This window comes from Isoptericola variabilis (assembly GCF_050311655.1).
Classification (GTDB): Bacteria; Actinomycetota; Actinomycetes; order Actinomycetales; family Cellulomonadaceae; genus Isoptericola; species Isoptericola variabilis.
Genome location: NZ_JBNOZM010000005.1, coordinates 247528 through 274438 on the forward strand (window position 1 = coordinate 247528; position 26911 = coordinate 274438).

Annotated in this window: 26 protein-coding genes; 16 read left to right on the plus strand and 10 right to left on the minus strand. The window is 74.0% G+C overall.

Features of this window, described 5'->3' with window-relative positions:
- The first annotated feature begins 55 nt into the window (after positions 1-55).
- The 6 genes from ACQP60_RS13325 (at position 56) to ACQP60_RS13350 (ending at position 5349) form a co-directional block, all read left to right on the plus strand.
- On the plus strand, positions 56-1369 hold the full coding sequence (locus ACQP60_RS13325) for an ABC transporter substrate-binding protein (RefSeq protein WP_429733344.1): 1314 nt from the start codon (positions 56-58) through the stop codon (positions 1367-1369).
- On the plus strand, positions 1353-2324 hold the full coding sequence (locus ACQP60_RS13330) for a carbohydrate ABC transporter permease (protein WP_429733347.1): 972 nt from the start codon (positions 1353-1355) through the stop codon (positions 2322-2324). Before ACQP60_RS13325 ends, ACQP60_RS13330 begins: the two co-directional genes overlap by 17 nt.
- Complete coding sequence (locus ACQP60_RS13335) at positions 2321-3211, plus strand: carbohydrate ABC transporter permease (protein ID WP_429733349.1); 891 nt, start codon at positions 2321-2323, stop codon at positions 3209-3211. The genes ACQP60_RS13330 and ACQP60_RS13335 overlap by 4 nt, the downstream gene beginning before the upstream one ends.
- 85 nt (positions 3212-3296) lie before the next feature.
- Positions 3297-3701 (plus strand): YciI family protein, encoded by a 405-nt coding sequence (locus tag ACQP60_RS13340; RefSeq protein ID WP_429733352.1) that lies wholly within the window; start codon positions 3297-3299, stop codon positions 3699-3701.
- Positions 3701-4045 (plus strand): YciI family protein, encoded by a 345-nt coding sequence (locus tag ACQP60_RS13345; protein ID WP_429733626.1) that lies wholly within the window; start codon positions 3701-3703, stop codon positions 4043-4045. The genes ACQP60_RS13340 and ACQP60_RS13345 overlap by 1 nt, the downstream gene beginning before the upstream one ends.
- A complete protein-coding gene (locus ACQP60_RS13350) occupies positions 4042-5349 on the plus strand; it encodes an RNA polymerase sigma factor (RefSeq protein ID WP_429733355.1) in 1308 nt (435 codons plus the stop codon). The genes ACQP60_RS13345 and ACQP60_RS13350 overlap by 4 nt, the downstream gene beginning before the upstream one ends.
- Positions 5350-5437: 88 nt before the next feature.
- On the opposite strand, the gene ACQP60_RS13355 is transcribed toward ACQP60_RS13350, so the two are convergent.
- The 5 genes from ACQP60_RS13355 to ACQP60_RS13375 form a co-directional block, all read right to left on the minus strand.
- Complete coding sequence (locus ACQP60_RS13355; protein ID WP_429733357.1) at positions 5438-5860, minus strand: ectoine synthase; 423 nt, start codon at positions 5858-5860, stop codon at positions 5438-5440.
- Positions 5861-5920: 60 nt separating this feature from the next.
- Entirely contained in the window at positions 5921-7231 is a 1311-nt protein-coding gene (gene ectB / locus ACQP60_RS13360; RefSeq protein ID WP_429733360.1) for a diaminobutyrate--2-oxoglutarate transaminase, read from the minus strand.
- A 129-nt stretch (positions 7232-7360) separates the two neighbouring features.
- A complete protein-coding gene (gene ectA / locus ACQP60_RS13365) occupies positions 7361-7936 on the minus strand; it encodes a diaminobutyrate acetyltransferase (RefSeq protein WP_429733363.1) in 576 nt (191 codons plus the stop codon).
- A gap of 282 nt (positions 7937-8218) precedes the next feature.
- The gene (greA, locus tag ACQP60_RS13370; protein WP_429733366.1) at positions 8219-8701 is read right to left on the minus strand and encodes a transcription elongation factor GreA; all 483 of its coding nucleotides are present in this window, start codon (positions 8699-8701) and stop codon (positions 8219-8221) included.
- 192 nt (positions 8702-8893) lie between these two features.
- Complete coding sequence (locus ACQP60_RS13375) at positions 8894-9337, minus strand: DUF4307 domain-containing protein (protein ID WP_429733369.1); 444 nt, start codon at positions 9335-9337, stop codon at positions 8894-8896.
- A gap of 107 nt (positions 9338-9444) precedes the next feature.
- Between ACQP60_RS13375 and mca the strand changes: the two genes are divergently transcribed.
- Genes mca through ACQP60_RS13390 form a run of 3 tightly spaced genes read left to right on the plus strand, consistent with a single transcriptional unit; the run spans position 9445 to position 11635 of the window.
- On the plus strand, positions 9445-10320 hold the full coding sequence (gene mca, locus ACQP60_RS13380) for a mycothiol conjugate amidase Mca (protein WP_429733628.1): 876 nt from the start codon (positions 9445-9447) through the stop codon (positions 10318-10320).
- Positions 10317-10673, plus strand: coding sequence for a hypothetical protein (locus ACQP60_RS13385; protein ID WP_429733372.1), 357 nt, complete (start codon positions 10317-10319; stop codon positions 10671-10673). The genes mca and ACQP60_RS13385 overlap by 4 nt, the downstream gene beginning before the upstream one ends.
- Positions 10670-11635, plus strand: coding sequence for a carbon-nitrogen hydrolase family protein (locus tag ACQP60_RS13390; RefSeq protein WP_429733375.1), 966 nt, complete (start codon positions 10670-10672; stop codon positions 11633-11635). The genes ACQP60_RS13385 and ACQP60_RS13390 overlap by 4 nt, the downstream gene beginning before the upstream one ends.
- A 21-nt stretch (positions 11636-11656) precedes the next feature.
- On the opposite strand, the gene trhA is transcribed toward ACQP60_RS13390, so the two are convergent.
- Positions 11657-12430, minus strand: coding sequence for a PAQR family membrane homeostasis protein TrhA (gene trhA, locus ACQP60_RS13395; RefSeq protein WP_429733378.1), 774 nt, complete (start codon positions 12428-12430; stop codon positions 11657-11659).
- A gap of 258 nt (positions 12431-12688) precedes the next feature.
- Here trhA and ACQP60_RS13400 point away from each other — a divergent pair, with 258 nt between their 5' ends.
- The 5 genes from ACQP60_RS13400 to hemQ all read left to right on the plus strand — a co-directional run bounded on the left by ACQP60_RS13400 (position 12689) and on the right by hemQ (position 17938).
- Entirely contained in the window at positions 12689-13450 is a 762-nt protein-coding gene (locus ACQP60_RS13400; RefSeq protein WP_429733381.1) for an isoprenyl transferase, read from the plus strand.
- Positions 13451-13508: 58 nt separating this feature from the next.
- Positions 13509-13991 carry a MarR family winged helix-turn-helix transcriptional regulator gene (locus tag ACQP60_RS13405; protein WP_429733384.1) on the plus strand — a complete coding sequence of 161 codons (483 nt, stop codon included), beginning with the start codon at positions 13509-13511 and terminating at the stop codon, positions 13989-13991.
- Positions 13992-14104: 113 nt separating this feature from the next.
- Positions 14105-15892: an alkyl/aryl-sulfatase gene (locus ACQP60_RS13410; protein WP_429733386.1), complete on the plus strand. Its 1788-nt coding sequence runs from the start codon at positions 14105-14107 to the stop codon at positions 15890-15892.
- 116 nt (positions 15893-16008) lie between these two features.
- On the plus strand, positions 16009-17154 hold the full coding sequence (locus ACQP60_RS13415) for a ferrochelatase (RefSeq protein WP_429733389.1): 1146 nt from the start codon (positions 16009-16011) through the stop codon (positions 17152-17154).
- 19 nt (positions 17155-17173) lie between these two features.
- Complete coding sequence (gene hemQ, locus ACQP60_RS13420; RefSeq protein WP_429733392.1) at positions 17174-17938, plus strand: hydrogen peroxide-dependent heme synthase; 765 nt, start codon at positions 17174-17176, stop codon at positions 17936-17938.
- A 1-nt stretch (position 17939) separates the two neighbouring features.
- Here the strand turns inward: hemQ and ACQP60_RS13425 are convergent, their stop codons facing one another.
- The 3 genes from ACQP60_RS13425 to ACQP60_RS13435 all read right to left on the minus strand — a co-directional run bounded on the left by ACQP60_RS13425 (position 17940) and on the right by ACQP60_RS13435 (position 20941).
- Entirely contained in the window at positions 17940-18782 is an 843-nt protein-coding gene (locus tag ACQP60_RS13425) for a putative protein N(5)-glutamine methyltransferase (protein WP_429733631.1), read from the minus strand.
- Positions 18779-20080 carry a Glu/Leu/Phe/Val family dehydrogenase gene (locus ACQP60_RS13430; protein WP_429733395.1) on the minus strand — a complete coding sequence of 434 codons (1302 nt, stop codon included), beginning with the start codon at positions 20078-20080 and terminating at the stop codon, positions 18779-18781. The genes ACQP60_RS13425 and ACQP60_RS13430 overlap by 4 nt, the downstream gene beginning before the upstream one ends.
- Before the next feature lie 267 nt (positions 20081-20347).
- A complete protein-coding gene (locus tag ACQP60_RS13435) occupies positions 20348-20941 on the minus strand; it encodes a biotin transporter BioY (protein ID WP_429733398.1) in 594 nt (197 codons plus the stop codon).
- A gap of 204 nt (positions 20942-21145) precedes the next feature.
- Here ACQP60_RS13435 and ACQP60_RS13440 point away from each other — a divergent pair, with 204 nt between their 5' ends.
- The gene (locus tag ACQP60_RS13440) at positions 21146-22447 is read left to right on the plus strand and encodes an Nramp family divalent metal transporter (protein ID WP_429733401.1); all 1302 of its coding nucleotides are present in this window, start codon (positions 21146-21148) and stop codon (positions 22445-22447) included.
- Positions 22448-22450: 3 nt separating this feature from the next.
- Here the strand turns inward: ACQP60_RS13440 and ACQP60_RS13445 are convergent, their stop codons facing one another.
- Positions 22451-23311, minus strand: a complete 861-nt coding sequence (locus ACQP60_RS13445) for a helix-turn-helix domain-containing protein (RefSeq protein ID WP_429733403.1) — start codon at positions 23309-23311, stop codon at positions 22451-22453.
- Between the two features lie 53 nt (positions 23312-23364).
- Between ACQP60_RS13445 and ACQP60_RS13450 the strand changes: the two genes are divergently transcribed.
- Entirely contained in the window at positions 23365-26898 is a 3534-nt protein-coding gene (locus ACQP60_RS13450; protein ID WP_429733406.1) for a proline dehydrogenase family protein, read from the plus strand.
- Positions 26899-26911 lie beyond the last annotated feature (13 nt).

Below are 26911 nucleotides of genomic sequence, written 5' to 3' on the forward strand. Positions count from 1 at the left end.
CGCGCCGCCCGACCTCGACGATCCCTCGACGATCCCTCGACGAAGAGGAGACGACATGCCGACCTCATCGGTGCCCGGCAGGCACCCGGTCGCGCGCAGGCTGTCCCGACGGAGCTTCCTGGCCGTGGCCGGGATCAGCGTGGCCGGGGCGCTCGCGGCCTGCTCCGGCGCCCCGACCGGCACGAAGCACCTGCGGCTGTCCTCGTGGAACATCCCGCTGGACCTGGAGTCGTACCAGGCGCTCGCCGACGAGTTCGTGGCGGCCCACCCTGGCACCAGCGTCGCGGTGGAGGTCACGACCGGGCAGTTCCACCAGTGGTTCATCACCCGGCTGGCGGCGGACCTCGCGCCCGACATCATCCGCATCACGCCGCAGCAGATCGGCCGCTACGCCGCCAACGGCAGCCTCGTGGACCTCACGGGCGCGGTGCCGCCGGAGTACCAGGACGACTGGTCGGAGCCGTTCTGGGCGATCGGCGCCAAGGCGGACGGCCTGTTCGGCGTCTTCCAGCACACCGACAACTTCATCACCTACTACGACAAGCGGGTGATCGAGCAGATCGGCGTGGACGTGCCGCGGACCCTCGACGAGGCGTGGCACTGGGACGAGTTCCTCGAGATCGCCGCCGAGGCGCAGAAGATCACCGGGCGGTACGGGTTCGGCTACGGCTGGAGCGGTCCCGAGACGGCGTACCGCTGGATGCCGCTCGTGTACCAGAACGGGGGCGCGTTCCTGGGCGAGGACGGCGAGACGCCGAGCATGGACACCGACGCCGCCGTCGGCGCCCTGGACTTCGGCCGCCGCTGGTACGCCGACGGGCTGGTCTCGCCGGCGAACATGAGCAAGTCCGGCGGCGGCGCCGTCGGGCGCGACCTCTTCGCCACCGGCCAGACCGGGCTGCTGCTGGACAACCCCGAGGCCATCGCGGCCCTCGACGAGGCCCGTCCGGACGAGTGGGGCACCACCTACATGATCCGCAACGGCGGCGAGGCGTCCGACCTCGGCGGCAACGCGCTGGCGGTGACGAGGTCCAGCAAGCACCCCGAGCTGGCGGCCGAGCTGGTCGCCTTCCTCACGAGCCGCACCAACGTCGCGGAGTTCTGCCGGCGCGGGAACTGGCTGCCCGCCCGCTCCTCGCTGGACGCCGCGGACATCGGCTACGACCGGCACGAGGACACGATGCAGCAGTTCATCGACCAGGCCACGACGATCCCGCTCTCCATGGTGCGGGCCCAGTCCGGGCCGTACTTCAGCTCCCTCAACTCGGTCTTCGCGGACTACCTCGACCTGTGCTTCCTCGGCGAGCTCACGCCCGCCGAGTGCGGCGCCCAGATGACGGAGGCGATGCGCAGTGTCACCACGCGGTGAGACCCTCACGGCGCCGGCAACCACCGAGCCGCCGTCCCCGGCGGCCGACGTCGCGCGTGCGACGTCGCGGACGGGCGGGCCCGCGGGCCGCCGTCGTGGCCGCTGGGCGCCCTACCTGTTCGTCGGCCCGGCGGGGTTGCTCTTCCTCGCCTTCTCGCTGGTGCCGATCGTCATCGCGGTCGCCCTGTCGTTCCAGGACACCGCCACGCTCGGCGACGGGCAGTGGGTGGGCGCGGACAACTACCGGACCATGCTGTCGGACCCGCTGCTGCGCACGGCCCTGCTCAACACGCTGGTCTTCACCGTCGGCACGGTGCCCACCGCGATGGCGGTCGGCCTGGCGCTCGCCGTCGCGCTCAACCGCCCGCTGCCGGGGCGGGGCCTGCTGCGGGCGCTCTTCTTCGTGCCGATGGTCGCGGCCGGCGTCGTCGTCGGCGTGATCATGTCGTGGATCTTCAACCCGGACTACGGTGTCGCGAACAACGCGCTCCGGGCGGTCGGGCTGGAGGGGCTGCCGTGGCTGACGTCCCCGCGCACGGCGATGCTCACGCTGGTCCTCGTCGTCGTGTGGACCCGCATCGGCTTCTGCATGGTGATCTACCTCGGGGCCCTCCAGTCGATCCCGTCCGAGCTGCGCGAGGCCGCCGCCATCGACGGAGCGAGCCGCTGGCAGCGGTTCCGGCGCCTCACCGTGCCGATGCTCGCCCCGACGACGTCGATCCTGCTCATCCTCAACGTCGTGTTCTCGCTGCAGGCCTTCGACGTCATCTACGTGATGACCGGCGGCGGCCCCGGCTTCTCCACGACCGTCCTCATCCAGTACGTGTTCCGGTCGGCGTTCGCCGACGCCCGCATGGGCTACGCCGCGGCGCTGGGCCTGCTGCTCGTGCTGATCCTGCTGGTCTTCACGCTGCTGCGGCAGCGCGCGACGAAGAAAGCCGAGGAGCTCCTGTGACCACCGCCGTCCTGCCCGCTCGCCCCGCCGCCGAGCCGCGGTCCGGCCGCGGCCCGCGCGAGCGCCGGTCCCACCGCCGCCGCTGGCTGCTCACCGCCGGCCTCACCGCCGTCGCGATCCTCGTCGTCTTCCCGCTGTACTGGATGGTGGTCTCGGCCCTCACCCCGGGCGGGCAGTCGCAGAGCAGCGACTTCTACCTGTGGCCCGACGCGCCCACCCTCGGCAACTTCACCGAGGTCTTCGCCACCCAGCCGGTGTGGCGGTGGCTCGGCAACTCGTTCCTCGTCGCGACCGTCGGCACCGCGCTGTCCGTGGGCGTCTCGCTCGGCGCCGGGTACGCGCTCGCGAAGTACCGGTTCCGCGGGCGCGGCCTGCTGTACGCGGTGTTCCTCGTGACGATCATGATCCCCATCCAGGTCACGCTGGTGCCGGCGTTCCTCGTCGTGGCGCGGCTGGGTCTCGTCGACTCGCCGTGGGCGGTCATCCTGCCCACCCTGTTCGACGTCGTCGGCATCTTCATCGCCCGCCAGTTCATGCTGGGCGTGCCCGACGCGCTCATCGAGGCCGCGCGGCTCGACGGCGCGGGGGAGCTGCGCACCTTCTTCCGGGTGGTGCTGCCCTCCTGCGGCCCGCTGGTCGGCGTCCTCGTGATCCTCGGGTTCATGAACCGCTGGAACGACTTCCTGTGGCCGCTCGTGGTGCTGCAGGGCAACGAGAGCCTTACCGTGCCGGTCGGGCTGTCGACCCTGACCAGCAACCCGGCGTTCGCCTCGCCGTGGGGTGCCGTGATGGCGGTGGCGACCGTCGCCGTCGTGCCGCTGCTCGTGGTGTTCCTGGTCTTCCAGAAGACCTTCGTGCAGGGGATCGCGAGCACGGGGATCAAGTAGCCGTCGACCCGATGTCCGGCGAGGTGTCTGTCGGACGGGCTCCCGTTCGTCGTGCTCATGTACACGGCCTCCACGGCCGTGCAGGATGAGGAACCGACCGAAGGAGATCGCCGTGCGCTACCTGATGCTGGTGCTGTCCACCCCCGAGGACCCGGAGCTGCGCCCGGAGGACGTCGCGGGCGCGCCGCCCATCGAGGGGTGGGTGGAGAAGTACTACGGCAGCGGTGCCGCCGTGCTGGGCGACCGGCTCCGCCCCCCGGCCGACGCGGTCGGGGTGCGGGTGCGGGGCGGGCGCGCGCTCGTCACCGACGGGCCGTTCTCGGAGACCAAGGAGGCGATCGGCGGGTTCGACGTCATCGACGCTCCCGACCTCGACACCGCGATCACCATCGCCACCGAGCACCCCATGGCCCACGAGGGCGCCATCGAGCTGCGGCCGTTCTGGCCGCTGAACCTCGAGGTCGCCGGCGCGACGGACGGGGGCGCGTGATGCGGTACCTGCTGCTCGTCATCGAGCCCGACGTGCCCGACCGCGGGCCGGACGCCGACATCGAGGACTGGGTGCGCCGGCGCGACGCCGACGGCTCGCGCGTGCTGGGGGAGCGGCTGCGGCCGGCCGCCGACGTGCGACGCGTCCGGGTGTCCGACGGCCGCACCCTGGTCACGGACGGCCCGTTCACCGAGACCAAGGACGTCATCGGCGGGTTCGACATCGTCGAGGCGCCCGACCTCGAGGCGGCCCTCGCGATCGCGGCCGAGCACCCCGGCGCCCGGGGCGCCGGCACGGTCGAGGTGCACCCGTTCTGGCCGACCGACGGCACCGGACCCGCGTGACGACCACCTCCGCCGTCGAGGACGCGTTCCGCAGCGAGTGGGGACGCGTCCTCGGCGCGGTGGCGCGCGCCACCGGCGACCTCGACCTCGCGGAGGAGTCCGCGCAGGAGGCGTTCGCCACGGCGCTGCGCACGTGGTCGCGCGACGGCGTCCCCGAGCGGCCCGGCGCGTGGCTCACGACGACGGCGCGGCGGCACGCCCTGGACGTGCTGCGCCGTCGCCGGGTCGAGGCGGAGAAGAGCGTGGCGGCCGCGCGGCGCGGCGAGCGCGTCGACGGGCCGGGGAGGTCCGCCGACGGCGTGCACGACGAGGTCGAGCACGGCCTCGAGGACGAGGGCTGGTCGCCCGACGACCCGGACGGGGACCTCGTCCGGCTGCTGTTCACGTGCTGCCACCCGGCCCTGCCGCTGGACGGCCGCGTGGCGCTCACGCTGCGCTCCCTCACCGGCATGACGACCGCCCAGGTGGCGCGGGCGTTCCTCGTCCCCGAGGCGACGATGTCACAGCGGCTGGTCCGGGCCAAGCGGCGCATCCGCGCCACCGGCATCACGTTCCGGGTGCCGCCGCCGGGGCTGCTGGCCGAGCGCACGGACGCGGTGCTCGCCGTGCTCTACGTGCTCTTCACCGAGGGGTACGACGCCTGGGCGGAGCCGGCCGACGAGGTCGAGGGGTGCGCCGAGCGGCGCGCGCTGGCCGGGGACGCGGTGCGGCTGGCCTGGCTCGCCGCCCGGCTGCTGCCCGACGAGCCCGAGGCCCGCGGCCTGCTCGCGCTCCTGCTGCTGCAGCACGCGCGCCGCGACGCGCGCACCGGGGCGGACGGCGTCGCGCGGACCCTGGCGGAGCAGGACCGCGCGCGATGGCGCCGCGACGAGATCGACGAGGGGCTGGCGGTGCTCGACACGGCGCTCGCGGCGCGCCGGCCGGGGCCGTACCAGGTGCAGGCGGCGATCGCGGCGCTGCACTGCCGGGCGGAGACCGCGGGGGAGACGGACTGGGCGGAGGTGCTCGCCCTCTACGACGTGCTGCTCGACCTGGCGCCGTCGCCCGTCGTCGCGCTCAACCGCGCCGTCGCGGTGGCGGAGGTGCACGGCGTCGACGCCGCCCTGGCCGCGGTCGACGTTGTCGCGCAGGACCCGGCGCTGACGGGCTACCACCTGCTGCCGGCCCTGCGCGCGGACCTGCTGACCCGCTCCGGGCGCCCCGGCGACGCCGTCGTCGAGCTGCGCCGCGCCCTCGACCAGGTCGACCGCGAGGGCGACCGCCGCCTCCTGCGCACCCGCCTCGCCGCCCTCGGCGGCCGCTGACCCGGAGACGACGTCGTGGGTGGGATTCGTGGCCCTGTTTCGCGAAGAAACAGGGCCACGATCCCACCCACAGCGGGTCGGGACCGGGTCAGACGGCGGCGGCCTCGGGCTCGGCCGTCGGCTCCGGCTCGGTGACCAGCGGGTAGACGCCGTTCTCGTCGTGCACCTCGCGGCCGGTGACCGGCGGGTTGAACACGCACACGCACGTGATGTCCGTGCGCGGGCGCACCTTGTGCTTGTCGTGGTCGTTGAGCAGGTACAGCGAGCCCGGCTTGAGCTGGTGCACCTCGCCCGTGCCGAGGTCCTCGATCTCGCCCTCGCCGGACGTGATGAAGACGGCCTCGATGTGGTTGGCGTACCAGAAGAAGCTCTCGGTGCCGGCGTACAGGGTGGTCTCGTGCATGGAGAAGCCGACCCCCTCCTTCGCCAGGATGATCCGCTTCGAGCGCCAGTTCTCGCTCTTGACGTCGGCGTCGGTGTCGGTGATCTCGTCGAGCGTGCGCACGAGCATGGGTGGTACCTCCGGTGGTTCGGGTGCGGTGGTGCGGGACGGTGCCGGTGGGACGGCCGGTCAGGCCGTTGGCGCGGGCAGGACGGCGGCGACGGAGTCGCTGATGATGCGCAGGCCGCGCTGCAGCTCGTCGTAGGTGATCGTCAGCGGCGGCAGCAGCTTGACCACCTCGCCGTCGGGGCCGGAGGTCTCCATGAGCAGGCCGCGGGAGAACGCCTCGTCGCAGATGCGGCTCGCGGTCTCGCCGTCGGGCGTCTGCAGGCCGCGCGCGAGGCCGCGGCCCTTGGCCACCAGGACGTCGTCGCCGTAGCGCGCGACGAGCGAGTTGAAGTGCGCCTCGACGAGCGCGCCCTTGTCGATCGTCGCCGTCTCGAGCGTGTCGTCGGTCCAGTAGGTGCGGATCGCCTCGGACGCCGTCGCGAACGCGGGGGCGAAGCCGCGGAACGTGCCGTTGTGCTCGCCCGGCTCCCAGATGTCCAGCTCGGGGCGCACCAGGGTGAGCGCCATCGGCAGGCCGTAGCCGGAGATCGACTTCGACAGGCAGATGATGTCGGGCACGATGCCGGCGTCCTCGAACGAGAAGAACTTGCCGGTGCGGCCGCAGCCCATCTGGATGTCGTCGAGGATCAGCAGGATCTCGTGGCGCTTGCACAGGTCGGCCAGGCCGCGCAGCCACTCGGCACGCGCGGCGTTGATGCCGCCCTCGCCCTGCACCGTCTCGACGATGACGGCGGCGGGCGCGTTGAGGCCCGAGCCGCTGTCCTCGAGCAGGCGCTCCAGGTACACGAAGTCGGGCACGTCGCCGTCGAAGTAGTCGTCGTACGGCATCGGGGTGGCGTGCACCAGGGGGATGCCGGCGCCGCCGCGCTTCATCGAGTTGCCCGTCACGGACAGCGCACCCAGGGTCATGCCGTGGAACGCGTTGGTGAAGTTGATGACCGACTCGCGGCCCGTCACCTTGCGCGCCAGCTTGAGCGCCGCCTCCACCGCGTTGGCGCCGCCCGGGCCGGGGAACACGACCTTGTGGTCCAGGCCGCGCGGCTCCAGGATCACCTCGTTGAAGGTCTCGAGGAACTCGCGCCGCGCCGACGTGAACATGTCCAGCGTGTGCACCATGCGGTCGTCGGTCAGGTAGTCCAGCAGCACCTGCTTGAGCAGCGGGTTGTTGTGCCCGTAGTTGAGGGTGCCGGCGCCCGCGAAGAAGTCGAGGTACTCGGTGCCGTCCTCGGCGTAGACCGTCGCTCCGGAGGCACGGTCGAACACGACGGGCCAGGAGCGCGAGTAACTGCGGACCTCCGACTCGAGGGCGGTGAAGCCCAGCGGGTCGTCGGCGGCGGACGCCTCGGTGGTGGGGACGGTCGGGGTTGTCACGAAGGACACTCCTTGGGGTGGTGCGCGCCGGTGCGGTTCTTGTGGTGGAAGGGGCTGCGTCGTCACCTGCGCGCCGAACCGGCGCAGCCCGAGGTCAGCGGACCCGCGAGGGACCCGAGAGGTGGGACGTCAACGGGGAGGGCGGATGCCCTCGATCACCAGCAGCGGTTCGGCCTCGTGGCCGTCGGGGAAGTGCGCGGCCTCGTAGCCGGTCGTCTCGCGCAGCGTCGCGCCGCGCTCGGCTGCCCACCGCGCGAACACGCGCCGCGACGACGCGTTGTCCGTGGTCACGGTGGTGTGCAGCCGGGTGACGGCGGGGCCGTCGCCCTCCGCCGTCGCGTCGACGACGGCGTCCAGCAGCCGCCCCGCGACCCGCCGGCCGCGGGTCCGCGGGTCGACGGCGACCTGCCACACGAAGAGCGTGGCGGGGTCGGCGGGCAGCCGGTACGCGGAGACGAAGCCCACGGGCTCGCCCTCGGCGCCGGCGCTGCCGTCGGGGAGGAACGCCAGCCGGCAGGTCGCGGCGAAGTGGTCCGCGAGCAGCAGGTAGGCGTAGGAGGAGTTGAGGTCGAGCGAGCCCGAGTCGCGCGCCAGGCGCCACATCGCGGCGCCGTCCTGCGTCGTCGGCGGGCGCACCGTGAGGCCCGGGAGGGTCGAGCTGTCGTCGGTCGAATGGTTGGTCGTTGCGGTGTCCGTCGTGTCCATACCGCCATCGACCATAGACGCACCGCGGGGGAAAGTTCACCCCCGTCATGACCATTCCTCGACCGGGAGGCCATGGCGGTGGGACTCGGATCGTTGGCAGCGCAACGAAAGGTCGCGTTGACCATCGACGGATCATCGACGGCTCTATGGATCGCCATCTGTCTCGTATCGTGAGACCGGCGCGGGTGACGTCGGGTCGGGGCCCGGGGACGACGATGGGCGTGCCCGTCGGGACGGGCACGCCCATGGCATGCGTCGGTGCCGGGCAGCGCCCGGGGGAGGTCAGCCCGCGAAGGGCGTGGCCTTGAGGATCTCGACGGGGATCTCGCGACCGTTCGGCGCGGTGTAGGCCACCTTCTCGCCGATGCGGTGCCCGTCGATCGCGGCGCCGAGCGGCGACGTCGGCGAGTACACGTCGAGGTCGGTGGTGCCGGCGATCTCGCGGGAGCCCAGCAGGAACGTCATCTCGTCCCCGGCCACGACCGCGGTGACGACCATGCCGGCCTCCACGACGCCGTCGTCCGCGGGCGTGCCGATCTGCACGTGCCGCAGCTTCTCGGTGAGCTCGCGGATGCGGGCCTCGTTCTTCGCCTGCTCCTCGCGGGCGGCGTGGTAGCCGCCGTTCTCCTTGAGGTCGCCCTCGTCGCGGGCGGCGGCGATGCGCTCGGCGATCTCGGCGCGGGCGGGGCCGGAGAGGTGCTCCAGCTCGGCCTGCAGCCGGTCGTGAGCCTCCTGGGTGAGCCAGGTGACAGTGCTCTCGGTCACGAGGGCTCTCCTTTCGTGGTGCTCGATGGCCTGTTTCGGCCGTGCGCGGGCGACCGACGGGCGTCGGCACGCGCGTCGGCTGGGGCAGGACTGCGTGTGAATCCCTCAGGATAGCCCGGCGAGGCGCCAGAACCCAGGCCTCTGCCCTGGGCGAACAGGGTGAGCGGTCGCGACGACGTGAAGCGGGAGGTGTCAGGAGGCGTCGGGGACGTCGCAGGAGTCGACGACCGCGGTCGTGGCCTCCTCGGACGTGCGGACCGTGACGGAGTACGTGGAGGTCTGCTGCTCGGCGGGGCCCACGGGCACCTCGATCGTGCCCACCTGGGCGTAGCTCTGCGCGAGCGCCTCCACCTCGCAGACGGCGGTCGTGCCGGGCGGCATGTGCACCTGGAACGTGACGTCCACCTGCTCGGCGTCGCGGACGTCGAAGCCCACCATCTCCACCGTCACCGGGTCCCGGCGGTTCTGCTCGACCGAGAACCAGGCCGCCACGCCGACGGCGGCCGCGAGGGCGACGCCGATCGCCACCTTGGCCCCCGTGCCGAGCGGGCGCCGTCCGTCCGGGCGACCGTCCTGTCCGGCACGCGACGTGCCGTACCGGTCGGCGGGCGGAGTGGGGCTGACGGGCTCGCTCATGGTGCACCATTGTCCCTGAACCTCGCTGCCGACCCGTCACCCCGGGAGGGACCTTGTCCTCCGCCTCCTCCGTGCCGCCCACCCCGCGGTCCGAGCCCCTGCGTCTGATGGCGGTGCACGCGCACCCGGACGACGAGTCCAGCAAGGGGGCGGCGACCACCGCGCGGTACGCCGCCGAGGGGGTGGAGGTGCTCGTCGTCACCTGCACGGGCGGGGAGCGGGGCGACGTCCTCAACCCGAGCTTCCAGGTGCCCGACGGGCACGAGTTCGACACCATCGAGGGGCGTCGCGCCGTGCGGCGCCTGGAGATGGCGGCCGCGGCCGAGGCGCTCGGGGTGCGGCAGACCTGGCTCGGCTTCGTGGACTCCGGGCTGCCGGAGGGCGACCCGCTCCCGCCGCTGCCCGAGGGATCGTTCGGCCTCGTGCCCCTCGACGAGGCGGCCGCGCCCCTGGTCGAGCTCGTGCGCGAGTTCCGCCCGCACGTCATGACCACCTACGACCCGTCCGGCGGCTACCCGCACCCCGACCACATCAAGTGCCACGAGGTGGCGTTCGAGGCCTACCACGCGGCCGGCGACGCCTCCCGGTACGTCGTCGACGGCGGCGCGGAGCCCTGGCAGCCGCTCAAGCTGTACTACAACCACGGCTTCTCGATGGCGCGCATGCGCGCCGTGCACGAGGCGATGCAGGGCGCCGGCCTGGAGTCGCCGTTCGGCGACTGGATCGAGTCGCGCGCGGCGCGCGAGATCCCGGAGCGCGAGGCGACGACGCACATCGCCGTCGCGGACTACTTCCCGCAGCGCGACGCCGCCCTCGTGGCGCACGCGTCGCAGATCGACCCGGACGGCTTCTTCTTCGGCGTGCCCCGCGACCTCGAGGCCGACGTGTGGCCCACCGAGGAGTACGAGCTCGCCGACTCGCGGGTGCCCACGTCGCTGCCCGAGGACGACCTGTTCGCCGGCCTGCGCGAGGGGGACCGATGAGCGCCGCCTGGGTGGCGCTGCTCGCCGCCGCGCCGAGCCCCAGCCCGAGCCAGGGGCCGGACGAGCTGCAGGTGACGCCGGGCCTCGCCGGGTTCGTCGCGACGTTCGCCGTGGCCGTGGCCTGTGTGCTGCTCTTCCTGTCGCTCACGCGGCACCTGCGCCGGGCGCAGCGCAACGCCGAGGACCAGGGCATCCCGCTCGAGGAGCCCAAGCACTTCGGGCTGCACGGCCCGGGGCGTCGTCCGGGGGCTCCCGAGGACGCGCCCGACGGCGACCAGGCGCGCGGCGGCGCGGGTGACGGCATGGACGGCGGCGGCACGAGCGACGACACGGACGGCGAGCCCGGCCGATGAGCGCGAGCGTGCGGGTCACGGTGGGCCAGCTCGCGATCACGGCCGACCACGACGCCAACCGCGAGGCGATCGCCGAGGCCTTCCTCGCCGCCGGCCGCGTGGGGGCGGACCTGCTGGTGCTGCCCGAGTACTCCTCCGGCTACGACCCGCACGGTGTCGGCGTGGAGCACGCGGAGCCGCTCGACGGCCCGTTCGTCACGGCCCTGCGCCAGCACGCCGCGCGGTACCGGATCGCCGTGGTGGCCGGCACCACGCTGCCCGCCTACGGCGCGCCGAGCACGGGCACGGGCCAGCACCCGGCGGTGAGCGGCACGTTCCCCGCCGTCAGCGGCACGTTCCCCGCCGTGACGGGGTCGTTCCCGGCCGTCACCGGGTCGCTGCCCGCGATCACGGGGACGACGCCGGCGGCGGGCTCGGCGGCCGGGCCGCCGACGCGCGCCTTCAACACCGTCGTCGCCGTCGACGCGACCGGCGCCGTCGTCGGCGCGTACCGCAAGGTGCACCTGTACGACGCGTTCGGGACGCGCGAGTCCGACCGCCTCGAGCCCGGCCCGGCCGGGGTGCCGCCCCTCGTGCTGCGGCTGGGGGACCTCACGTTCGGCGTCCTGACCTGCTACGACCTGCGCTTCCCGGAGTCGGCGCGCCGGCTCGTGGACGCCGGCGCGGACGTCATCGTCGTCCCCGCGGCATGGGTGGACGGGCCGCTCAAGGCGGACCACTGGCGCACGCTGCTGCGCGCGCGGGCCATCGAGAACACGGCCGTGGTGATCGGCGTCGGGATGTCCGGCCCGGGGCTGGTGGGCCGGTCGCTCCTGGCCGGGCCGGACGGCGTCGTCGGCCTCGAGCTCGACGAGACGCCGCAGGTCCGCACGGTGGACCTGGACCCCGAGCCGCTGGCCCAGGTGCGCCGGCAGAACCCGTCGCTGGCGAACCGCCGCTACCTGGTGGTGCCGGCGGGCTGATCCCGCCGCCGTCGGCCGCCGCTACAGGGCCGCCAGGTAGATCGCCACGGTGTGGCACGTGAAGCCCACCACGGTGAGCGCGTGGAAGATCTCGTGGAAGCCGAACCAGCGGGGCGACGGGTTCGGGAACTTGGTGCCGTAGACGACGGCGCCGAGGATGTACGCGATGCCGCCCGAGGCGACGAGCCAGGCGACGGCGGCGCCGCCCGAGGCGGAGAACTGCGGGATGTAGCCGACGGCGACGCAGCCCAGCGCCACGTAGACCGGCACGTAGAGCCAGCGCGGCGCGCTCATCCACAGCACCCGGCCGACGAGGCCGAGGATCGCGCCGCCCCAGACGACGGCGAGGAGCACCGTCGCGGTGCTGCGCGGCAGCAGCATCACCGCCAACGGTGTGTAGGTGCCGGCGATGATGAGGAAGATGTTGGCGTGGTCCAGGCGCCGCAGGACGGCGGCCGTGCGGGGCGACCAGGTGCCGGTGCCGAGGTGGTAGACCGCGCTGGTGCCGAACAGCATGACGGCGGTGACGCCGAAGATCGCGCACGCGACCTTGTCGGCGGTGGTGTCCGCGAGGACGACGAGCACGATCGCGGCGGCCAGCGACAGCGGCGCGGTCACGGCGTGGATCCAGCCGCGCAGGTGCGGCTTGAGGAGGGCTGCCTTCCCGGCGGCCGCCGCCGTCACGGTCTGCACGGCGTCGCCCACGACGCCCTTCGCCTCGCGGGCGACCTCCTTGACGTCGTCGACGTCGAGCCGGTCGGCCCGGTGGCCGTTCGGCTGGGCGGCTGCTGCCACGGGTGCTCCTTCTCGTTCGGACGACTAACCTACGCATCCGTAGGTTACGCCAGCGTAGGGGACGCGGCGCGGGCGCAGCGACCCCGCGCCGTGAAGATCGTGCGCAGGGGTTGCGGGGCGTCCCGTGGGGGCCGCCCACGCCCGGGACCTGCGGGGTCGCGGGAGCGGTACCGTTGTCCCGCTCTCCGTCCGTCCCGCCCCGCCGGGTGCCCGCGCCGTCGCGCGCCCGCGGCCCGGCCCGAACCCCCGAGGTCCCGCGTGCGCATGCCCCACCTGCTCTACGGCCTGTACGAGCGGCGCCTGGCCGCCTCGCTGCCGACGGCGCAGACGCCCCGGCACGTGGGCGTCATCCTCGACGGCAACCGGCGGTGGGCCCGGTCGTTCGGCGAGACGGCGGCCACGGGCCACCGGCGCGGTGCGGACAAGATCGCGGAGTTCCTCGGCTGGGCGGAGGAGCTCGGCGTCGAGGTCGTCACCCTCTGGATGCTGTCCACGGACAACCTCGCCCGCCCTGCGTCCGAGCTGGCCGACCTGCTCGACATCATCCGCGACGCCGTCCAGGACCTCGCGGAGTCGGGGCGCTGGCGGCTGCGGGTCGTGGGCCGGCTCGACCTGCTGCCCGCCGAGCTCGCGGGCGCCGTGCGCTCCGCCGCCGAGGCGACGAAGAACGTCCAGGGCCTGCAGGTGAACGTCGCCGTCGGCTACGGCGGCCGGCACGAGATCGCCGACGCCGTCCGCTCCTACCTCAAGCAGGAGTCCGCGTCCGGGGCGTCGCTCGAGGAGCTGGCCGAGCGGATCGACGTCGACGACATCGCCGCCCACCTGTACACCAAGGGACAGCCCGACCCGGAGCTCGTCATCCGCACGTCGGGCGAGCTGCGCGTGGGCGGGTTCCTCATGTGGCAGAGCGCGCACTCCGAGCTCTACTTCTGCGAGGCGTACTGGCCCGACTTCCGTCGCGTGGACTTCCTGCGCGCCCTGCGGGACTTCTCCCGCCGGGAGCGGCGCCTCGGCCGCTGAGCCGACCGGACGGGGACGTCGCCGGGCGTTCGTCGGAGCCCTGCGGCACACTGCCACGGTGACCCCGCCCGAGAGCCACCCCGCGCCCGACGTCCGCCTCGCCGCCGAGGCCTGGGAGTCGCTGTTCCGGGCGCAGGTCACGCTCATGCGCCGCTTTCAGGCCGACGACATCTGGCGCGACCTGTCGATGCGGGAGTACGACGTGCTGTTCACCCTGTCGCGGGCGCCCCGGGGGGAGCTGCGGCTGCGCGACCTCAACGAGGGGATGCTCATCGCGCAGTCGTCGCTGTCGCGGATGGTGGAGCGGCTGGAGGCGCGCGGCCTCGTGGCACGGTCGGTGCCCGCCGACGACGCCCGCGGCACCCTGGTGCGGCTCACCGAGGAGGGGGCGCGGCGCCAGCGCGAGACCGGGCTCGCCCACGTGCGCACCATCGCGGAGTACGTGGGCCAGGCGCTCGAGCCCGCCGAGCTGGAGAGCCTGCGCGACCTGGCCGATCGCCTCCGCCTCGCGCAGCCGGGAATCCCGCCGCGCGCATCCTGAGGCCACCTGGGCCTCCACCTCCCGCTCGGGTCGCCGGTCGCGGGGAGCCGGGCGACGATGTGCCCTGGCGGGCCCTCGTCGTCCGCCCTTCCCGAGGAGGAGGCGTGACCAGCATGACCGATCCCCAGACCGATGTCGCCGACGCCGACCGTGGCTTCGTGGCCACCCTGGACGACCCGCTGATCCGCAAGGCCGACGGGACCGTCGTCTTCGACGCGTCGTGGGGGCGCGCCGTCGAGGGCGACGCCCCCGAGACCGCGCACGCGAGCCTGTGGCGCCAGGCCGGACTCACCGCCCGCAACGGTCTCTACGAGGTGGCGCCGGGCTTCTACCAGGTCCGCGGCTTCGACATCTCCAACATGACGATCGTCGAGGGCGAGACGGGTGTCATCGTCATCGACCCGCTCCTCGGCGCCGAGACCGCCGCCGCGGGCCTGGCGCTGTACCGGCGCGAGCGGGGCGACCGTCCGGTGACCGCCGTGATCTACACGCACGCCCACATCGACCACTTCGGCGGGGTGCTCGGCGTCGTCGACGCGGACACCGACGTCCCGATCGTCGCGCCGGAGCACTTCCTCGAGCACGCCGTGTCCGAGAACGTCTACGCCGGCACGGCGATGCTGCGCCGCAGCGTCTACTACGACGGCCACGTGCTGCCCAAGGGCGCGCGCGGCTCCCTCGGCATCGGGCTCGGGCCGGGCGCCGCCTCCGCGACCGTCGGCCTGCTCGCCCCGACGCTCGACATCACGCGCACGGGGCAGGAGGAGGTGCTCGACGGCGTCCGCATCGTCTTCCAGCTCACGCCGAACACCGAGTCGCCCGCGGAGATGAACTTCTTCTTCCCGGACCACCGGGTGCTGTGCATGGCGGAGAACGCCACCCACACGATGCACAACATCCTCACGCTGCGCGGCGCGCAGGTGCGCGACGCGCGGATCTGGTCGCGGTACCTCGCGGAGGCGGTGGAGCTGTTCGCGCACGACGCCGACGTCGTCCTCGCCTCCCACCACTGGCCCACGTGGGGCACCGAACGGCTCGTCACCTTCCTCGAGCAGCAGCGCGACCTGTACGCGTTCCTCAACGACCAGACGCTGCGGCTCATGAACCAGGGCCTCACCGGCACCGAGATCGCCGAGGTGCTGGAGCTGCCCGCCGCGCTGAGCGACGCGTTCCACGCCCGCGGCTACTACGGGTCGCTGAGCCACAACGCGAAGGCGACCTACCAGCGCTACCTCGGCTGGTACGACGGCAACCCGGCCCACCTGTGGCAGCACCCGCCGCAGGCGCAGGGCGAGCGCTACGTCGAGCTGCTGGGTGGCGTCGGCGCGGTGGTCGACGCGGCCCGCCGCTACGCCGAGCAGGGCGACCTGCGGTTCGCGGCGGAGCTCGCCTCGCACGCCGTCTTCGCGGCGCCCGACGACGCGGACGCCAAGGAGACGCTGGCGGGCGTGCTCGAGCGCCTCGGGTTCGGCGCGGAGAACGCCACGTGGCGCAACGCCTACCTGGTGGGCGCGCAGGAGCTGAGGCAGGGCATCGAGGGGATGGACATCTCCTCGGCGGGCATGGCGGGCGCGCTCACGGTCACGCAGCTCTTCGACACCGTGGCGATCCGGCTCGACGCCGCGAAGGCGGGGGCGGCGCGGGCGAGCGTGCGGTGGGTCTTCACGGACCTGGGCGAGACGTACCGGATGGAGCTGTCGAACGGTGCCCTGGTGCACTTCCCGACCTCGCGGCACGACCCGGCCGATCTCGCGGTGACGCTCACCCGCCCGGCCCTGCTGAAGGTCGTCGGCACCGGTTCGCTCGACGGCCTCGCCACCGAGGGCGACGCCGGCGCCTGGGCCACGATCCTCGGCCTCACCGACGCGCCGGACCCGGTGTTCCCGATCGTCACGCCGTGACCTGAGCCCGCGCGAGGTCCCCGGGGCGGAAGATGACAAGGCGTGCCTTCAACGTCACGTCGCCCCGGGGGCCTTCTCGGCGGGCCGGGCCTCCAGCCGGTGCCATGATGGCAGTCATGTCGCTGACCCCCCAGTCGGCCGATGCCGGCCCGTACGACGCCCTGCTCCTGTACTCCTTCGGTGGCCCGAACAAGCCGGATGACGTCGTCCCGTTCCTCCGCAACGTGACCGCCGGGAAGGGGATCCCCGACGAGCGGCTCGAGGAGGTCGGCGAGCACTACTACGGCTTCGGCGGCAAGAGCCCCATCAACGAGCAGAACCTCGCGCTGAAGGCGGCGCTCGAGGCCGAGCTCGCCGAGCGCGGGATCGACCTGCCCGTCGTGTGGGGCAACCGCAACTGGGAGCCGTACACCACCGACGCGATCGACGAGCTCGAGCGCCTGGGCGCCGAGCGCGCCGTCGCGCTCGTGACCTCCGCGTACTCCTCCTACTCCGGCTGCCGCCAGTACCGCGAGGACCTCGCCGTGACCCTGGAGAAGCGCGGGCAGCTCGGCCCCGACGGCTCCACCGGCGTCCAGTTCGACAAGATCCGCTCGTACTTCAACCACCCGGGCTTTGTGGCCGCCAACGCCGAGGCCGTGCTCGAGGGCTACGAGGCGCTCGAGGCCAAGGGCGGCGACCCCGCCGCGGCGAAGCTCGTGTTCGTCACCCACTCCATCCCCGACACGATGGAGGCGGCGTCCCGCGTCTCGCACGCCACCTACTCCGCGCAGCACCTCGACGTCGCCGCCGTCATCGCGGCGGTCGTCGCCGAGGAGCGCGGGCACCCCGTCGAGTGGGAGCTGGCGTACTGCTCGCGCTCCGGCCCGCCGTCGCAGCCGTGGCTCGAGCCGGACGTCAACGACCTGCTCACCGAGCGCGCCGGCGAGGGCCTCAAGGACGTCGTGCTGTCGCCGATCGGCTTCGTCTCCGACCACATGGAGGTGGCCTACGACCTCGACACCGAGGCCATGGCCACCGCCACCGAGCTGGGCATGACGGCCGTCCGGGCGGGCACGGTCGGCACCCGGCCGGCGTTCGTGTCGGGCCTGGTGGACCTGCTCCTCGAGCGCGCGGCGATCGCCCGCGGCGAGGAGGTCGAGGAGGAGACGGTGGGCAACCTCCCCGCCTTCCGCTCGGTGTGCGCACCCGGCTGCTGCCTGCGGCGGGACGGCGAGCCCAGCGGGATCCCCGCCCTGTGCAGCGTCGACCTGCACTCCTGACCCGGACCGAGAGGACGTCATGACCGACAGCCACATCCACGGCGACACGGGCGAGACCGTCGACGCCGCCGCGATCAACGAGTCCCTCCGGTACGCGATGATCGCGGTCTTCTCCACGGCCGAGCCGCTGCCCGCGGGCGACGCCGAGCGCGCCGAGCTCGCCGCCGAGGCCGAGGCCGCCCTGTGGGACGGCCAGCCCGACGACGCCCGCGACCCCGCCCGCGCCGAGGGCGACGTCGTCGTGCGCGGGGCGTACGACGTCGCCGGCCTGCGCGCCGACGCCGACCTCATGATCTGGGTGCACGGCCCGACGGTCGAGTCGGTGCAGGGCGCCTACCAGCGGCTGCGCGCGTCGCGGCTCGGCGCCGCCCTCGCGCCGGAGTGGTCGGTCGTCGCCCTGCACCGCGCCGCCGAGTTCAACAAGGGCCACGTGCCCGCGTTCCTCGCCGGCGAGCGCCCGCGCGACTACCTCACCGTCTACCCGTTCGTGCGCTCCTACGACTGGTACCTGCTGCCCGACGCCGAGCGCCGCACGATGCTGCGCGACCACGGCATGGCTGCGGCGGGCTACAAGGACGTGCGGGCCAACACGATGAGCACGTTCGCGCTGAGCGACTACGAGTGGCTGCTCGCCTTCGAGGCCGACGAGCTGCACCGCATCGTCGACCTCATGCGCGACCTGCGCGCCACCGAGGCCCGCCGCCACGTGCGCGAGGAGGTGCCGTTCTTCACCGGCCCGCGCGTCACGCTCGCCGACTGGGCGGACAAGCAGCCCCGCGCCTGAGCTACCTCGCGCCCAGGGTGGCGACGACGACGGTGCCGCCGGTGGCGTCGTCGGCGTCGGGGTCCTCGTCGGTGACGACGGCGGCGCGCAGGCCGTGCGCCTCGACCAGCGCGGTCGCGCCGTCGACCTGGTCGGTGCCGACCTCGAAGAGCAGCGACCCGCCGGGGGCGAGCCAGTCGGGGGCGGAGGCCACCACGCGGCGCAGGACGTCGAGGCCGTCGGCGCCGCCGTCGAGCGCCACGGCGGGCTCGTGGTCGCGCGCCTCGGGCGGCATGGCCGTGATGGCTCCGGTCGGCACGTAGGGCGCGTTGCACAGCAGCAGGTCGACGCGGCCCCGCAGCATGGTCGGGACGACGGCCAGCAGGTCGCCCTGGTGCACCGCGGCGCCGAGCGGCCCGAGGTTGCGGCGCGCGTGCGCCACGGCGGCGTGCTCGACGTCGCTCGCGTGCAGCACGGCGTCGGCTCCGGCCGCCCGCAGCCCGAGCAGGACCGCGCCGCCCACCGCGCCGCAGCCGCAGCACAGGTCGAGCATCGTGGCCGGCGCCGGGAGCGCGAGCGCCGCGGCGACCATCAGCTCGGTGCGGCGGCGGGGGACGAACACCCCTGCGCCCACCGACCAGCGGCGCCCCGCGAACTCCGCCCACCCGAGCACGTGCTCCAGCGGCTCGCCCGCGACCCGCCGGGCGACCAGCGTCTCCAGGAGCTCGACGTCCATGACGGCCGCCTCGAGCAGCAGCGCCGCCTCGTCCTCCGCGAACACGCAGCCGGCCGCCCGCAGCCGCGCGACCAGGGTCTCCGGGTCGCGGGCCGCGGGCGGCTCGGGGGTGGTGCGGTCGACGCTCAGGGGTACAGCCCCCGGATGCGGTGGGCCTCGGCGGTGCGCTGCACGCCGATGACGAGCGCGGCGTCGCGCAGCGACAGGCCCTCGCGCCTGGCGAGCGCGGACACGTCGCCGTACGCGGACGTCATGCGGTGCTCGAGCCGGTCCGCGATCTCCTGCTCGGACCACCAGTACGTCTGGTTGGCCTGCACCCACTCGAAGTAGGAGACGACGACGCCGCCGGCGTTGGCGAGCACGTCGGGCACGACGGTGACGCCGTTCCTGGCCAGGACCCGGTCGCCCTCGGTGGTGGTCGGACCGTTGGCGCCCTCGACCACCCAGCGTGCGCGGACGCCGGCGGCGGTCTCGCCGTCGAGCACGCCCTCGACCGCGGCGGGCACGAGGACGTCGACGTCGAGGCCGAGCAGCTCGGCGTTGGACAGCGGGTCGGCGCCGTCGAAGCCGACGACGGTGCCGGTGGCGGCGACGTGCGCGAGGAGGCGCGGGACGTCGAGGCCGGCGTCGTTGCGCAGGCCGCCGTACTGGTCGCTCACGGCGACGACCGTGGCGCCGCGGGCGGCGAAGATCGCCGCGGCGTGCGAGCCCACCTTGCCGAAGCCCTGCACGGCGACGGTGACGTCGGTCAGCGGCACGCCGGCCTCGCCGAGGGCGGCGGCGGTGACGTGCACGATGCCGGCGCTCGTGGCGGTGCCGCGACCGCGGGAGCCGCCCACGGCGAGCGGCTTGCCGGTGACGACGGCGGGGATCGTGTACCCGCGGTTCACCGAGTACGTGTCCATGACCCAGGCCATGGTCTGCTCGTCGGTGCCCATGTCGGGCGCCATGACGTCGGTGTCGGGGCCGATCATCGGCATGATCTCGGAGGTGTAGCGCCGGGTGACGCGCTCCAGCTCGGCCGTCGAGTAGTCGCGCGGGTCGATGGCGATGCCGCCCTTGGCGCCGCCGTACGGCAGGTCGACGATGCCGCACTTCCAGGTCATCCACATGGCCAGCGCCCGCACCTCGTCGATGTCGACGCCGGGCGCGTACCGCAGGCCGCCCTTGCCGGGGCCGCGGGAGATGTTGTGCTGCACGCGGAAGCCGTGGAACAGGACGGTCTCGCCGTCGTCGCGCCGCAGCGGCACGGCCACGTGGATCTCGCGGCGGGGGGTGGCGAGCATCCGGTGCTGGCCCTCGTCGTAGCCGAGCACGGACACGGCGCTGGCGAGCTGGCTGTGCGCGGTGTCGAGCGGGGAGCTCGACCGTGGCGCCGGGACGGTGGGGCTGTCGGCCGGGGTGTCGGGCAGGGGTGTCGAGGTCATCGACGTCGTCGTCGTCACGGGTCCTCCAGGACACGGTGCCGGGGGCCCCGGGTGGGGGCCCCGGCAGGGGTGGCGCGGCCCGGGATGGTGGGCCTCGGCGCCCACCGTAGCCGCTCCCGCGCGCCCGTCAGCGGGCGAAACCCTCCGCCTGACGGAGTCGTGTCCGGGCGTTGACCCGACGATGCCGCCGGTTGAGCTTGTCGAGACCGAGGGACAGGGATTCGACAAGCTCGACCGGCGGCCGGTGGTGCGCCGCCGGGTGGTGCCTCAGCGCACGAACCGCCAGGCGGTCGGCAGCAGGGCGGCGGCGAGCGCGGCCTTGAGCGCGTCGCCGGGCAGGAAGACGGCGGCACCGGAGAGCAGCGCGGCCTCCACGGGCATCCCGGTGGTCACCGCGAGCCACGGCACGCCCACGGCGTAGACGGCGAGGGTCCCGAGCGCGTAGGTGCCGACCGTGGACAGCACGCGGCGGTCGGCGCCGCGGCGCGCGAGCGCCCCGACGACGACGCCCGCCAGGAGGAAGCCGACGAGGTAGCCGCCCGACGCGCCGGCGACGGACTCCCAGCCCGCCGTCGCGCCGGCGAACACGGGCAGGCCGGCGACGCCCGCGGCGAGGTACACGGCCTGGGCGGCGGCCCCGCGCCACGGGCCGAGGGCGGCGGCGCCCAGCAGGACGGCGAACGTCTGGCCGGTGAGGGGCACCGGCAGGCCGGGCACCGGGATCACCACCTGGGCGGCCAGCGCGGTGAGCGCCGCGACGGCGACGACGAGCACGGCGTCGCGGGCCAGGGCGCCGGGGAGCAGGTCGGCGAGGACGCGGCGCGGGCGGGCGGGGGCCAGGGGCAGGGCGGCTGCGGTCATGACGACGACGCTAGGGGCGCGCGGGAGGGCGCGTCACGGGTGGGTGCCGCACGAGTCGGGGCGCAGTGTTTGTGCAGGTCGTACAGGTACGGCCCGGCGGGGAGCGTGCGGCGCGCCCTCCTTTGTGGGAATCGTGCACCGCCGGTCGGCGACGCGCCCGGCAGGTCACAGGACCGAAACCTGCGTGCTGTAGCCTCCGGCGACATGGCTGACAAGGACGTCACACCCCCCTCTCTCGACCGCGACCTCGACCACGGCTCCGACGTCGAACGCCCCCGCTGGCGGCTGGTCGGCCCGGGCCTCGTCGTCGCCGCGACGGGCATCGGCGCCGGCGACCTGGTCGCCACGCTCGTCGCGGGCAGCAAGTTCGGCTACACGTTGCTCTGGGCGGCCGTCCTCGGCGTGATCATCAAGATCGTGCTGGTGGAGGGCGCGGGCCGCTGGTCGCTCGCCACGAACCGCACGATCTTCGACGGCTGGAAGTCGCTGGGCGCCTGGGCGAGCGTCTACTTCGGCGTCTACATCGTGGTGTGGGGCTTCAGCTACGGCGCCGCGGCGATGTCGAGCTCGGCGCTGCCGCTCGTCGCACTGTTCCCGCAGGTCGACCTCATCTGGTTCGCGATCGCGATGGGGCTGATCGGCGCCGGCATCGTCTGGCTCGGGAAGTACAAGATGTTCGAGTACGTCATCGCCGTGCTGGTGGGCGTCATGTTCGTGACGATCGTCGGCTCCGCGGTGCTCACCGTGCCGAACCTCGGCCAGATCCTCGGCGGGCTGGTGCCGCGCATCCCGGAGGGCTCGATCCTCTACACGCTCAGCCTCGCCGGCGGCGTCGGCGGCACCATCACGCTGGCCGCCTACGGCTACTGGCTCAAGGAGAAGGGCTGGTACGCGCCGCGCTGGATGAAGGTCATGCGCATCGACAACGCGATGGCGTACGTGATCTCCGGCGTCTTCGTGATCTCGATGCTCATCGTGGGCGCCGAGCTGCTGTACTCCTCGGGCATCACCGTCGCCGACGGCGAGGGCGGCCTGGTCGACCTCGCCGACGTGCTCGCCGAGCGGTACGGGTCGTTCATGGCGCCGCTGTTCCTCGTCGGGTTCTGGGCGTCGTCGTTCTCGTCCGTGCTGGGCGTGTGGAACGGCGTCTCGCTGATGTTCGCGGACTTCGTCGCCACGGCCCGCGGGCTGGCGGAGGACGACCCGCGGCGCAAGGCCGGCGGCAGCTACTACAAGGCGTACATCCTGTGGCTCACGTTCCCGCCGATGCTGCTGCTCCTGCTCGACAAGCCGATCGCCCTCGTCGTGGCGTACGGCGCGCTCGGCTCGTTGTTCATGCCGTTCCTCGCCATCACGCTGCTCATCCTCATGAACTCCTCGCGGGTGCCGGAGCGGTGGCGCAACAAGCCGCTCACCAACGTCGTCCTCGGCCTCGTGGCGCTGATGTTCGTGGTGCTCGGCGTGCAGCAGCTCGTCGAGGCGCTCGCCCCGGTGCTCGGGGGGTGAGCCTCAGCCCGCGGCGCGGGCGCGGCGCCGGAACGACGACGGCGTCTCGCCCGTGAGGCGGGCGAACGTGCGCGTGAACGACGGCTGGTCGTAGAACCCCGCCGCGGCGGCCACCTCGGCGAGCGGCGTGGTCGTGGACGTCAGCAGGTGCGCCGCCCGGTCCACCCGGGTGCGCAGCACCAGCTGGCGGGGCGAGAGCCCGAACACCTTGCGCACCCGGCGGTCCAGGACGGCGGGCGTGCTGCCCGACAGCCGCGCCAGGTCGGCGACGGACAGCGGGTCGCCGGGGGAGACGTCGAGGTGCCGCTCGACGGCGGCGACGAGGCGGGCCATCGCGTCCATGGTGGCGTCGTCGGCGTCGCCCGAGCGCAGGTCCTGCGACACCGACACGAGCCCGACGACGCGGCCGGCGGCGTCGCGCACGGGAAGCTTCGCGGTGAGGAACCAGCCGGGCGTGCCGCCCACGCGGCGGATGAGCTCGAGCTCGTTGCGCAGCGGACGGCCCGTGCGCAGCACCTCGGCGTCCTGCGCCTCGTAGCGCTCGGCGAGCTCGGGCACGAAGAGGTCGACGGCGCGGCGGCCGAGCACCTGGCGGCGCGAGCGCTCGTTGGTGCGGCGCACGAACACCTGGTTGACGGCGAGGTAGCGGCCGTCGGCGTCCTTGGCGCAGAACATCACGTCGGACAGCTCGTCCATGAGGTCGACCATCACGGGGGACAGGGCGGCCATGAGGGCGGCGGTGCCGGGCACGTCCGCCGAGGCGCCGGCGCGGGCCACGACCGAGATCGGGCCGGTGGGGTCGCCGACGGGGTCTCCCGGGCTGTCGCCCGAGGTGGCGGAGGTGTTGTCGGAATCTGCTCCCATCGCGCGCCCGATCGTACAAGACGGGCCCCCGCCCCAGGGCGCACCCTGGGGGCATGAGTACCTCCGTTCCGGCGCGCGGCGGCGCCACCCCTTCCGCCGTGCAGAGCGCCCCCACCGACGTCGGCGCCGAAGCCCTGGTCGAGGACGCCGTCGCCCTCGCCCACCACTGGATCGCCGTCGCCTCCGGCTCCTCCGGCGCTGCCGGGTCGACCACCCGTGCCGACCGGAAGACGCGCGCCACCGCCGAGCGGCTCGGCTCGCTCGTCTCCGACCCGGCCGGGCTCGAGCTCGCCGTCGGGTTCGTCGACGACGTCGCGCGCCCGCAGGACGTGGGCGTCGCCGCCACCGCGCTCGCCCGCCTCGGCCGCGACGCCGGCTCGGCCACCTTCCTCGGCCCCGTCGACCGCACCCTGTTCAAGGTCGGCGCCGCCGTCGCGCCCGTGCTGCCGTCCGTCGTCGTGCCCGCCGCGCGCGTGCGCCTGCGCCAGCTCGTCGGCCACCTCGTGGCCGACGCCGGCAAGGGCCTCACCGCGCACCTCGCCCGTACCCGCGCCGAGGGCTACACCCTCAACGTCAACCTGCTCGGCGAGGCGGTGCTCGGCGACGACGAGGCCGCCGCCCGCCTCCAGCGGACCATCGACCTGGTGCGCCGGCCCGACGTCGACTACGTCTCCGTCAAGGTGTCCTCCGTCGCGGCGCAGCTCGTCACCTGGGACCTCGACGGTTCCCGCGAGCGCGTCGTCGAGCACCTGCTGCCCCTGTACCGGGCCGCGCGCGACCACGGCGTGTTCCTCAACCTCGACATGGAGGAGTACAAGGACCTCGCGCTGACCACCGCGGTCTTCCGTCAGGTGCTGGACCGCGACGAGTTCCGCGACCTCGAGGCCGGCATCGTGCTCCAGGCCTACCTGCCCGACGCGATGGGCGCGCTCGACGAGCTCACCGAGTTCGCGCAGCAGCGCGTGGCCGGCGGCGGCGCCCGCATCAAGGTGCGCCTCGTCAAGGGCGCCAACCTGGCCATGGAGCACGTCGAGGCCGAGCTGCACGACTGGGCGCAGGCGCCGTACCCCACCAAGCCGGACGTGGACGCCAACTACGTGCGCATCCTCGACCACCACCTGCGTGCCGACCGCACCGCCGCCGTGCGCCTCGGCGTCGCGTCGCACAACCTCTTCCACGTGGCGCTCGCCGTGCTGCTCGCTCGCGGCCGCGGGGTCACCGAGGGCCTCGACATCGAGATGCTCCAGGGCATGGCCCCCATCGAGGCGCGCCTCGTGCGCGACGAGGTGGCCAAGGACGGCGGCCACGTCGTGCTGTACACGCCGGTGGTGCGCGACGAGGACTTCGACGTCGCGATCTCCTACCTGGTGCGCCGCCTCGAGGAGAACGCCGCCGAGCAGAACTTCCTGCACGCCGCCTTCGCGCCCGCCGCCGGGACGGGCGGCGTCCAGGCCACCCCGATGGAGCGGCAGGAGCTGGCCTTCCGGGCCTCGGTGCGGGACGGCCTGCACTACCAGCCGGTGGACGTCGCGCCCCGCCGCCGCGACCGGTTCGCCGGCGGGGCCGCCGCGCCCACCGCCACCGGCTGCCCGAGCGCGGAGCCGTTCCGCAACGCCGTCGACACCGACCCGGCCGTGGCCGCGCACCGTGCGTGGGCCCGCAGCGTCGTCGGGCCGGACTCCGGGTACGTCCCCGTCCAGGCCCCCGAGGTCACCTCGACCGAGGCGATCGACGACGCCGTCTCCCGGGCCGTCGCCGCCCAGCGCGCCTGGGCCGCCGTCGCGCCCGCCGACCGCGCGCGCGTGCTGCGCGCAGCGGCCCGCGAGCTCGAGGCCCGCCGCACCGACCTCGTCGCCGCCATGGTGCACGAGCCGGGCAAGACCGTGGCCGAGGCCGACCCCGAGGTCAGCGAGGCGATCGACTTCGCCAACTACTACGCCGCGATGGCCGAGGCCCTGGAGCAGGTGGACGGCGCCACGTTCACGCCCGACGGCGTCACGCTCGTCACCCCGCCGTGGAACTTCCCCGTCGCCATCCCCACGGGCGGCGCCCTCGCGGCGCTCGCGGCCGGGTCGACCGTGCTCGCCAAGCCGGCCCCCACCACGCCCCGGTGCTACGAGCTGGCGATCGAGGCCGTGCACGCGGCCCTCGACGCGGCGGCCCCGGAGATCGGGCTGGACCCGCGGGTCGCGCGGGACGTCGTGCAGTTCCTGCGCGTGCCCGACGGCGACCTCGGCCAGCACCTCGTGACGCACCCGGACGTGGCCCGCGTGATCCTCACGGGCTCCATCGAGACGGCCGAGCTGTTCGCCTCGTGGAACCCGGAGCGTCCCGTGCTCGCGGAGACGTCGGGCAAGAACGCGCTGGTCGTGACGCCGTCGGCGGACCTCGACCTCGCCGTCGCCGACCTGGTCAAGAGCGCCTTCGGCCACGCCGGGCAGAAGTGCTCGGCCGCGTCGCTGGTCATCCTGGTCGGATCCGTGGGCGACCCGTCCACCGAGACCGGCAAGCGGTTCCGCCGGCAGCTCGTCGACGCCGTGCAGTCGCTCGCCGTGGGCTCGCCCACCGAGCTGTCCACGGTCATGGGCCCGCTGACCGAGCCCGCGCAGGGCAAGCTGCTGCGCGCGCTCACGACCCTCGAGCCGGGGGAGTCCTGGCTCGTGCGCCCGCGCCGCCTGGACGACGCCGCGGCCGCCGCCGGCATCGAGCCCGAGCGGCTCTGGTCGCCGGGCCTGCGCGACGGCGTCGCGCCGGGGTCGTTCTTCCACCTCACCGAGGTGTTCGGCCCGGTGCTCGGCATCATGACCGCGAAGGACCTGGACGAGGCGATCCGCCTGCAGAACCAGGTGGACTTCGGCCTCACCGCCGGCATCCACTCCCTGGACGACGACGAGATCGCCACCTGGCTGGACCGCGTCGAGGCCGGCAACGTGTACGTCAACCGGCACATCACCGGCGCCATCGTGCAGCGGCAGTCGTTCGGCGGCTGGAAGGCCTCGGCCGTGGGCCCGGGCGCCAAGGCCGGCGGCCCCAACTACGTCGCCGAGCTCGGCGCGTGGGCGGACGCCGAGGGCGTGCCGTCGCGCACGGACGACCCCGAGGGCTGGCTCGCCGCGGCGCAGGCGTCGGACGACGCCGCCTGGGCCACGGAGATCGGCGTCGGTCACGACAAGTCCGGCCTGACGGTGGAGGAGAACACCTTCCGCTACCGGCCGATCGACCGTCTCACCGTGCGCGTCGGCGACGGCGCCCTGCCGGTCGAGGTGCGGCGCGTGCTGGCCGCGGCGAAGCGCGCCGGCGTGCCGGCCGTCGTCGTCCCCGACTCCGACTCCGGCTGGGGCGTGCCCCACGAGGCCCCGATGTCCCACGCGGACTTCGCCGCCGCCGTCGCCGCGGGCCGCGTCACGGGCCGCGTCCGCGTGGTCGGCCGCGCGCCGGGCCTGCGCGAGGCCGCCGCGACGCGCCTCGGCACCGTGACGGTGCTCGACGCGCCCGTCGTCGCCAGCGGCCGGCGCGAGCTGCTCGCCGTCGTGCGCGAGCAGGCCGTCAGCCGCACCCGTCACCGGTACGGGCACGTGCACGCCTGATCCCGCACCTGTC